Source organism: Methanomethylovorans sp. PtaU1.Bin093 (assembly GCF_002067275.1).
Taxonomy (GTDB): domain Archaea; phylum Halobacteriota; class Methanosarcinia; order Methanosarcinales; family Methanosarcinaceae; genus Methanomethylovorans.
Genome location: NZ_MVQX01000026.1, coordinates 1 through 8,093, shown reverse-complemented (window position 1 = coordinate 8,093; position 8,093 = coordinate 1). Strand labels below are relative to the sequence as shown.

The 8,093-nt window shown below is 46.5% G+C and carries 7 protein-coding genes and 1 pseudogene; 3 read left to right on the top strand and 5 right to left on the bottom strand.

Annotated elements, in window-relative coordinates:
• The coding region (locus A4E24_RS02360; protein WP_292351314.1) for a DapH/DapD/GlmU-related protein at positions 1–501 on the top strand (501 nt) is incomplete at its 5' end.
• An 8-nt stretch (positions 502–509) separates the two neighbouring features.
• On the opposite strand, the gene A4E24_RS02355 is transcribed toward A4E24_RS02360, so the two are convergent.
• The 3 genes from A4E24_RS02355 to gmd all read right to left on the bottom strand — a co-directional run bounded on the left by A4E24_RS02355 (position 510) and on the right by gmd (position 4,266).
• Entirely contained in the window at positions 510–2,069 is a 1,560-nt protein-coding gene (locus tag A4E24_RS02355) for a glycosyltransferase family 39 protein (protein ID WP_292351313.1), read from the bottom strand.
• Positions 2,066–3,169: a UDP-N-acetylglucosamine 2-epimerase gene (locus tag A4E24_RS02350; RefSeq protein WP_292351311.1), complete on the bottom strand. Its 1,104-nt coding sequence runs from the start codon at positions 3,167–3,169 to the stop codon at positions 2,066–2,068. The genes A4E24_RS02355 and A4E24_RS02350 overlap by 4 nt, the downstream gene beginning before the upstream one ends.
• A gap of 119 nt (positions 3,170–3,288) precedes the next feature.
• The gene (gmd, locus tag A4E24_RS02345) at positions 3,289–4,266 is read right to left on the bottom strand and encodes a GDP-mannose 4,6-dehydratase (protein WP_292351309.1); all 978 of its coding nucleotides are present in this window, start codon (positions 4,264–4,266) and stop codon (positions 3,289–3,291) included.
• Between the two features lie 171 nt (positions 4,267–4,437).
• On the opposite strand from gmd, the gene xseA reads away from it, so the two are divergent.
• Both xseA and xseB read left to right on the top strand, forming a co-directional pair.
• Entirely contained in the window at positions 4,438–5,676 is a 1,239-nt protein-coding gene (xseA, locus tag A4E24_RS02340) for an exodeoxyribonuclease VII large subunit (RefSeq protein ID WP_292351308.1), read from the top strand.
• Positions 5,648–5,869: pseudogene (gene xseB, locus A4E24_RS02335) on the top strand (exodeoxyribonuclease VII small subunit); the annotation flags it as partial. The gene xseA and the pseudogene xseB, both read left to right, overlap by 29 nt.
• 103 nt (positions 5,870–5,972) lie before the next feature.
• On the opposite strand, the gene ccsA reads toward xseB, so the two are convergent.
• On the bottom strand, positions 5,973–7,031 hold the full coding sequence (gene ccsA, locus A4E24_RS02330) for a cytochrome c biogenesis protein CcsA (RefSeq protein WP_292351304.1): 1,059 nt from the start codon (positions 7,029–7,031) through the stop codon (positions 5,973–5,975).
• Positions 7,028–8,068: a cytochrome c-type biogenesis CcmF C-terminal domain-containing protein gene (locus A4E24_RS02325; protein WP_292351302.1), complete on the bottom strand. Its 1,041-nt coding sequence runs from the start codon at positions 8,066–8,068 to the stop codon at positions 7,028–7,030. The genes ccsA and A4E24_RS02325 overlap by 4 nt, the downstream gene beginning before the upstream one ends.
• Positions 8,069–8,093: the final 25 nt, after the last annotated feature.

The following is an 8,093-nucleotide window of genomic DNA, read 5'->3' as shown; positions in this document are numbered from 1 at the left end:
TACACATTCCTTTTTCTGGCTAATCTATTTCCAGACATGAGCGTATGCTCTGTAATAAGAGCTTTATTGGTCAGGACGATAGCAATTGTTGGGAAAAATACACGCATCAGAAAGAATCTTTATGTCAATTCGTTCAGGAAGCTTTCCATTGGTAGTAATTGCTTTATAAACCGGGGTGTGCAGTTCGATTGCTCCGGTCGTGTATCGGTTGGGGACAACTGCTCGATCGGTTTTAATGTGCTGGTGACCACAAGCACCCATCTGGAAAAGGACCGCGTAGGTGAAGATGAACGCACTGTCATTGGAGAGGCTGTAATTATCGGTAATGGTGTATGGATCGGGGCCAATTCCACTATATTGCCTGGCACAGAGATCGGAGATAATTGCATTATAGCTGCGGGTGCTGTAGTAAAAGGCAAACTTGATCCATCGGGTGTATATGCAGGAGTGCCTGCACGGCGTATTCGGGATACTTCCGGTATTGCAGAAAAAAGGATATGAAAGTCAAATTAACTTATTTTCTCGATCTTCCAGATCATATTGTTCCTTGTGACAGATGTCAGCTTGTATCTGTTATCTTTCTCTAGATGCTGGAAGAGCTCTGTAGCTTCCTGTGTAACATAGACCGGGATACCATCAGAGATCATTCTATCTATGAGTGGTAAGAGGTCTTTCTCTATATTCGCAGGTGTGTACCAATATGCCATGTCAGGCTGTGCCCTGATCTCTGCTTCTGTCCTATACACAGCTATCTGACGGTCCAGCATAAAGACCTTATCAAAGGCCCTGGTGAAAATAACAGCATTCGAAGGTGTGGCATCGACCGTTTCCCTGTTCAGTGCACCCCAGCCATCCAACCTATCTCTTGATTTTATCAGATTGTTGTCACTCTCGAATATCGTAGTTGTGGATGTGAGCAGTATGAGCAGCAAGAACAAAGCAACAATCCGTGAATGGTCTTGTTTCCTGAAAAAAGCTGTTAAATATACAGCAGCAAATGTGCTCATAATTGCATAGTTGATCAAAAAGTAACGCGCCATAGAGGAATCTATGGATAGTTTCTCAAATCCCCAGGTCTCCCCTCTGAAACCATACAGGCCAAAGAATAGAATAAATAAGCCAATAAGAAAAAGCGAAAAGAAACGCTGCATTTTGTCCTTTGAGGAATATATTGATATCACTCCAAAGCAGGCAAGAACAAAAAGCAGAGGTGGATAACCTACTATGTAGTCCATGAAAGAGCTGGCATAGACCTCCAGGTTGTTCCTAAGATATTCAAACTGGTACCCTATCCCTCCTCCTCCTGTATTGATGTCCACGGTCTGTGCATTAAGGGAAGAGCTGGCCACTGTCCACAATATACGCAGCACTAAAAAGATGCTGGCGAATATGATCATCTCTTTCAGCTGTACCTTTCTGGTCATTCCCCACCTTGCAGCAAGAAGGCCGATCAATATTGATCCGAACATTACTATTTCTGAAGTTCGCGTAAAAACAGCATAAAGACAGAACAGGCCGGCACAGCCAATGTACGTGTTCTTTCTGGTTTGAATACCCTTGTGGAAGCAATAGAGAGCGATCATCGAAAAGGCCACTGCAGGAATGTTGCTGTAGTACGTATTGGAAAAGAACACATATGAGGGATTCAGTCCCCATAGCAGTGCCGCTATTATCGCGGTTCTTTCGTCGAATATGTTCCTTACGAGCAGATATAAGAACAGTACGCCTATGCATCCTGCCAGAGGCACTATGTGATCTATAAGCCCATACAACCTTGCAGTGGCGAGCAACATCTGAAAGCCAACGTATGGCCCAATGTAATTATTGCCGCCGATGTCTATCGAATTCCTTGGCCTGAAATAACTGACATTGTATCTCTCGTTCATTTCAGAATGCCATATAAAAGAAGAATCCTCTGCGATGAGCTTTGAAAAAATAAGGGCCAGATTCTCGTCCGGACTATCAGCTACCCTGTAGCTGACCTCACTATTAACATAGGTATAGTAATTGAACAGCAGGGCCAGAAGCAGAATTAACGCAAGTGCCGATAAGTTCCCTTTAAGTTTCATGTGTTCTTCAGGTGAGCCATTTTCTCTGTTAATATATCGACTATTTCCTTAGAAGGGCTCGTGAGAGCATTGATATCCACATCGAACACATAGTCGTTATAGTTCAGCAGGAAATCATCTATGATGGTGGTATCATATCTTGAAAGGCATACGTTCGGGTAGCCGTTCTGTTCCATGAACCCTCTCATCAGCAGGCAGGGCCTGCTAAGGAAATAAGATTCAAGCTGCGGTGCTCCTCCGTCGTTCACTATGTATTTGCTGTTCTTTATCAGATTGATATTAGTTACATAGTCCTGGAGAGGTATCATCTGGATGTTCTCATAGCCTTTAAGGGTATCAAGCATATTGGTCTTTATAAGCTTGTTCTTTAAAGGCTCGTGCATGATCATCAGCACTCTTTCGCTCTTAGCTATCTTTTCGACCGTGGATATGATGATGTCCAATCTTTCCTTTGAATAAAGGTTCTCCACCCTGTGCACATTGACAAGCACATATCCGGGTTCAGGTTTGAAAGTCACTTTCTGGGAGTTAGCGATGGCAAAACGTATTGCATCGATCACAGTGTTGTATCCCAGATTGATTATCTCCCCTTTTACTCCCTGTTCAATGACGTTGTTATACGACTCTTCAGAAGAGGTGAACAGATAGTCTGCCATCCGGTCGATCATCCTTCTGGACAGTTCTTCAGGAAAGGGATTAAAGATATTATGTGTCCTTTCTCCGGATTCGATGTGTGCGATCTTAGCCCGGTGCAATTTGCTCAGAACAGCACCAAAAGAAGCAGGTATAGGGTCGCCATGGATCAGGCAAATGTCATTCTTTTTAGGCAGGCCGTCCTGTGAAAAAGAACTCAGTGTCACCTTTGAGAGCCAGGAGGCCATGTCCAGGACATTGGCAACATCTCTATTATTCTTATTAAGTACTATGTCGGGTTGTTTCAGGCCAAACACGCCAATGATGTCATAAAGTATTTTTGTATGTTGGGCTGCATTGATGAAATTATATTTTATTCCCCTTCTGTCCATTTCCAGCATAATGGGCGCCATTTTTATAAGCTGTCCCTTTGTGCCTACCATTACGTGAAATCTATTCTCGTCCATGTTTTCACTTTTTCCATTTTTTTCTACAAGGCACTTCCCTCAAAATGCCATGTGAATTCTAAGGATGGTGCACTGCCATCCTTACCTGAAATGTATAAAAAATGAAAGATGAACCAGGTTCAGTGTTTCCTGCTAACAGGTTCCAGCCTCTCCAGGTCAGCTTCCACCATCATTTTGACAAGTTCTTTGAAGTGTACTTTTGGTTCCCAGCCAAGCACCTTCTTTGCTTTGGATGGATCTCCCAATAGTAACTGCACTTCTGCCGGCCTCACGAACTTTGGGTCTACGACCACGTATTTTTTCCAGTCCAGGCCAGCTATGGAGAATGCTTCCTGTACGAATTCCTCCACAGAATGGGTTTCGCCAGTGGCTATGACATAGTCTCCGGGCTCATCCTGCTGAAGCATGCGCCACATAGCATCCACATAATCCCCTGCAAATCCCCAGTCCCTTTTTGCATCAAGGTTCCCAAGGCGCAGTTCCGATTCCAGGCCGTGGTATATCCGCGCAACACTGTCGGTAATTTTCCGGGTAACGAACTCAATGCCCCTGCGTGGGGATTCATGATTGAACAATATCCCGTTGCTGATGTGCATGCCGTAGCTTTCCCTGTAGTTGACGCATGTCCAGTATGCATATACTTTAGCTACTCCGTACGGGCTTCTGGGATAGAACTTCGTGTCCTCGGTCTGCGGTGTTTCCTGTACCTTGCCGAACATTTCGCTGGATGATGCCTGGTAAACCCTCGCATCGGGCACTACATGTCTTACAGCTTCCAGCACTCTCACTACTCCCAGGCCGGTCACATCTCCGGTATGTACAGGCTGGTTCCACGAAGTTCCCACAAAGGACTGAGCAGCAAGATTGTACACTTCTTCAGGCTGTGCGATGCGCATTGCTTCGCTCAGGGAAGACTGGTCAGTAAGATCTCCCTGCAGTAGTTCGACATTATTCAGGATGTGGTCTATCCGGGATGTATTGGGAGTGCTGAGCCTTCTCACAAGTCCATACACATTATATCCTTTATTGTATAGTAACTCTGCAAGATAGGAACCATCCTGTCCAGTAATTCCGGTTATTAATGCATTCTTTGCCATGATCATAGCTCCGTATCAGAAAAGCTGTAAAACGTAAGAACTATCTCTCTATCCCTCAATTTGACATTTCTAAATTAGGATGAACTTATTTAAACGTTGGTATTATTATAAAACACTAACACTTTCACTATCCTTGCATCAACATAAATACTAGTGAATTCCTCCTCATCTATGATGTCTGAGAATCCAATGGGCATATTTAGCGTTTCAATGCTCAATGAAACCATAAGGTCTCTGCTGGTCAATGATCCCAGGCTGCGGGAAGTATGGGTGCGGGGCGAGATCTCCAACCTTAAGAAACATAGCTCAGGCCATTATTATTTTACACTGAAGGACAGGGGAAGCCAGATAAGCTGTGTAAGTTTCAGGCAGACCAATCGCAGCCTGAAGTTCGATCCTGAGGATTCTATGTCAGTTATACTGTATGCTTCTGTGGACGTGTACACCGTCAGGGGACAATATCAGCTGAAAGTCCTGGACATGCGCCCGGATGGCATTGGCGAGATGTTCAGGGCATTTGAACAGCTTAAGAAGAAACTGGAAGCTGAAGGTCTTTTTGAGCAGAGCCGCAAAAGACCTATACCCAGGTTCCCCTCAAGGATAGGTATATCCACTTCCCCTACAGGTGCCGCGATCCATGATGTTATCAATGTGCTGAGCAGAAGGTATCCGGTGCATGTGCTGCTGGCTCCCTGTCTGGTGCAGGGGGATGCGGCTGCACAAAGCATTGCTGATTCGATAGGGGTTCTGAACAAAGCAGATGTGGATGTTATTATAGTTGGCAGAGGCGGGGGTTCACTGGAGGACCTGTGGCCCTTCAACGAAGAGGTCGTGGCAAGAGCGATCTTCAACTCGAGGATACCGGTGATTTCTGCTGTGGGTCACGAGACCGATTATACCATTGCCGATTTCACCGCTGATATGCGGGCGCCCACACCCTCTGCTGCAGCAGAACTTGTGGTCCCTGACAGAGTGGAGCTCAAAAGGTTCATGGATTCCATGCTCCAGAGGCTTGAGTATGCTGCAACTCGTAAGATTGCAGACCTTAACTCCAGGCTTGATCATCTGTATGATTCCCTGGAACCGGACAAGCTTCGGGAAATGATCGATCTGCGCTATCAAAGGATCGATGAGCTGGTCGCATCAATGGAAAAGGATGTCAACTATGGCCTTGGGTCTAGGGAAATGCTGCTTAGAGCGCTGGCAGGCCGTATGAACGCAGTGAACCCTCTCAATACCCTGGAAAGAGGGTACTGCATAGCAATGTCCGATGGGGCAGTTGTCAGGAGTGTCGATGATGTGCAAGCAGGCTCCAGGCTTGATCTAAGGGTCACAGACGGCACTATAATTTGTGATGTTACGGAAAAGGTTGAGATAGAAAATGGTACGCAGGAGGAAGAAGATGGATGAAAGTCCTAATGAAGACCGCACTGAAGAAAGCATGGGCGAAAGCCTGAGCTTTGAAACCGCTCTTGAACAGCTGGAAGGACTGGTGGAAAAGCTGGAAAAGGGCAACCTGACCCTCGATGAAAGCCTTGAGACCTTTGAGCAGGGCATGAAGTTCGCACGTGTCTGCAGCCAGAAACTTTCAAAGGCTGAAAGAAAGATCGAACAACTGGTCCTGGAGAACGGAGAGCTGAGGGCAAAGCCTTTCAGTGAGGGTTAACACTTACCTTCTGAGCCAATAAATCCAGCTCTGCCACTATTCAATCCTCTTCAAAATATCTCTTTGCAAGCAGGAATGTACTTGATAATATCAGTACGCTTAAAAATAATGCTATTATGCCGCTTTCGGCAGTGAAGTCCTGCCAGGAATGTACAGAGGCCCACATGCCGCTTCTGGTGACAAAGGTCGCGAATACGACCAGAATGAAAGAGGCTACTGCAAGCAAAGGTGCAACAAATCCATATTCTCCGTGCCTGTAACGCAGCTGGGCATGCAGATATGCCGTTGCGGTTATCCAGGGGATGAGCGATGAGGTTTCCACAGGGTCCCAGCTCCAGAACCATGCTCCCCATCCCAGCACTTCATAGGCCCAGAAACCTCCAAGGCCAATGCCCAGTGTGAGGAACAGCCATGCGATCCTCATCCAGTTCGTGGCGATGGCTTCCCATCTTTTATCATGTGTCAGCAAGTTGCCTATTGCAGCCGCAAATGGTATCGTGAAAGCGGCATATCCAAGGAAAAGCGTGGGCGGGTGCACTGCCATCCAGGGGTTACGCAGCAGGGGGTTCATGCCCTGGCCGTAAGGAACGTCATACATCTGCACGAACGGGTTCCAGTTAGTGATCCCAACACTGCCATCGGAAAGCACATGATATGCCGAAAATGGGTTCTTTAGTACCAGCAGTATCAGGAACACGCAGACGATGGACAGCGATATGAGGCGTGTGGTCTGCATCAGTGCAGTCCCCGAAAGCGTGGCATTGTGGGTACGCTCTACTATCACAAGCATTGTCATTATGGAAACAGCCCACAATAGCATCGACCCTTCCTGGCCTGCCCATAAAGCCGATAGCCTGTAATACCACTCAAGATCAGCGCTGGAATGCTCGAACACGTATGAATACGAGGCGTTGATGGTGTAGAGGTGGTACATCAGCAACAGCATCGAGGATCCTGCGAGCACCAGGCACGTTATTTCCAGTTTGCGTGAAAGTTTACCAACAGAGATGTTGCTCTTCCTATATCCCATGTACCCTGAAAGCACAGCACCTATAGCTGTCACAAGGGACAGCCAGATCAGGACCATCCCAGGATTCATGTGCTTCCTCCTCCGCTTTTTCCGGACCGCAGTTTCCTGAGCTCCTGCTCCATTATTTTTTCGTATCGTTTTTCAAAGAAAGCCAGGTCCTTTTCTCTTCCTGGTGACTGCACTGTTGCAATGCTCTCACGGGGGTTGCGATGTTCCACGATAAGTAAAGCAATGATGCCCAGAGCCATCATATAAATGCCTCCCCAGAGAAGGTTTATGAAAGGAACTATACGTACATACATGTCAACTTCTCCAGTCTCTTCATCAAGGGCCCTGGGGACGATGAACAGTTCTTCGGTAAGTCCTCTATGGATGTATGTTGTAGTGTATGTTTGACCCCATTTGAAGTCAGTGATATATTCCACACTGCCGCTTCTTTTGTATCTGTTCTGATCATATATGTCAAAATCTATCCTGGTGATGTAGGAAGATGCCTGACGGTCCTGGTAAGGCTCTCCTTCCAACCTTGATGCCATTGAAGTGATCTTGAGGGTATAGTCCTGTATATTCCCGGCTCCCATTTTACCGGTCTCAAATACTGCCGAATCCTCAATTTTCATATTGGAGCTAAGCACTACGCCCAGCAGGATACATAAAATTCCAAGATGGATCAGATGAGCGGAAAGCCCCCTGTATCTTCCATACCCTTTCTTATCCCTGACCGTGAGCCATATTTTATAGGCCGTGGCTATCAAAGCCGGTATCACGAGGGCTATAGCCATATCAACAGCTGTATTTGAAAAAGGGGATATGGCCACAACAGACACCACAAGTAACAGAAACGCAGCAGTCGCCATCAATGAGCTGCGGGGTCTGACGGAACTGACGAGTAAGCATATCGTAAGTATCATGATCAGTAATACGGTAGGCAGGGCAGTCCTGGGGTTGAAGTAATCAGAACCCAGGGAAAGCTCTGTGCCACTGAGGATCCTGGCAAGAAGAGGCGTCATCATACCGGTCATCACTACCATTGCAAGCAGGATAAATGCTATTACGGCGGCAAAGATGGTGTTTTTAGTTGTGAAGAGGCTCTCTTTTCCCGTCATTGCTGATCTCCCATTGTGGATTTGC

Excerpts from the sequence above, each read along its gene's own strand:
- A4E24_RS02355 (WP_292351313.1), bottom strand. The coding sequence starts at position 2,069 with ATGAAACTTAAAGGGAACTTATCGGCACTTGCGTTAATTCTGCTTCTG.
- A4E24_RS02350 (WP_292351311.1), bottom strand. The coding sequence starts at position 3,169 with ATGGACGAGAATAGATTTCACGTAATGGTAGGCACAAAGGGACAGCTT.
- gmd (WP_292351309.1), bottom strand. The coding sequence starts at position 4,266 with ATGGCAAAGAATGCATTAATAACCGGAATTACTGGACAGGATGGTTCC.
- xseA (WP_292351308.1), top strand. The coding sequence starts at position 4,438 with ATGATGTCTGAGAATCCAATGGGCATATTTAGCGTTTCAATGCTCAAT.
- ccsA (WP_292351304.1), bottom strand. The coding sequence starts at position 7,031 with ATGAATCCTGGGATGGTCCTGATCTGGCTGTCCCTTGTGACAGCTATA.
- A4E24_RS02325 (WP_292351302.1), bottom strand. The coding sequence starts at position 8,068 with ATGACGGGAAAAGAGAGCCTCTTCACAACTAAAAACACCATCTTTGCC.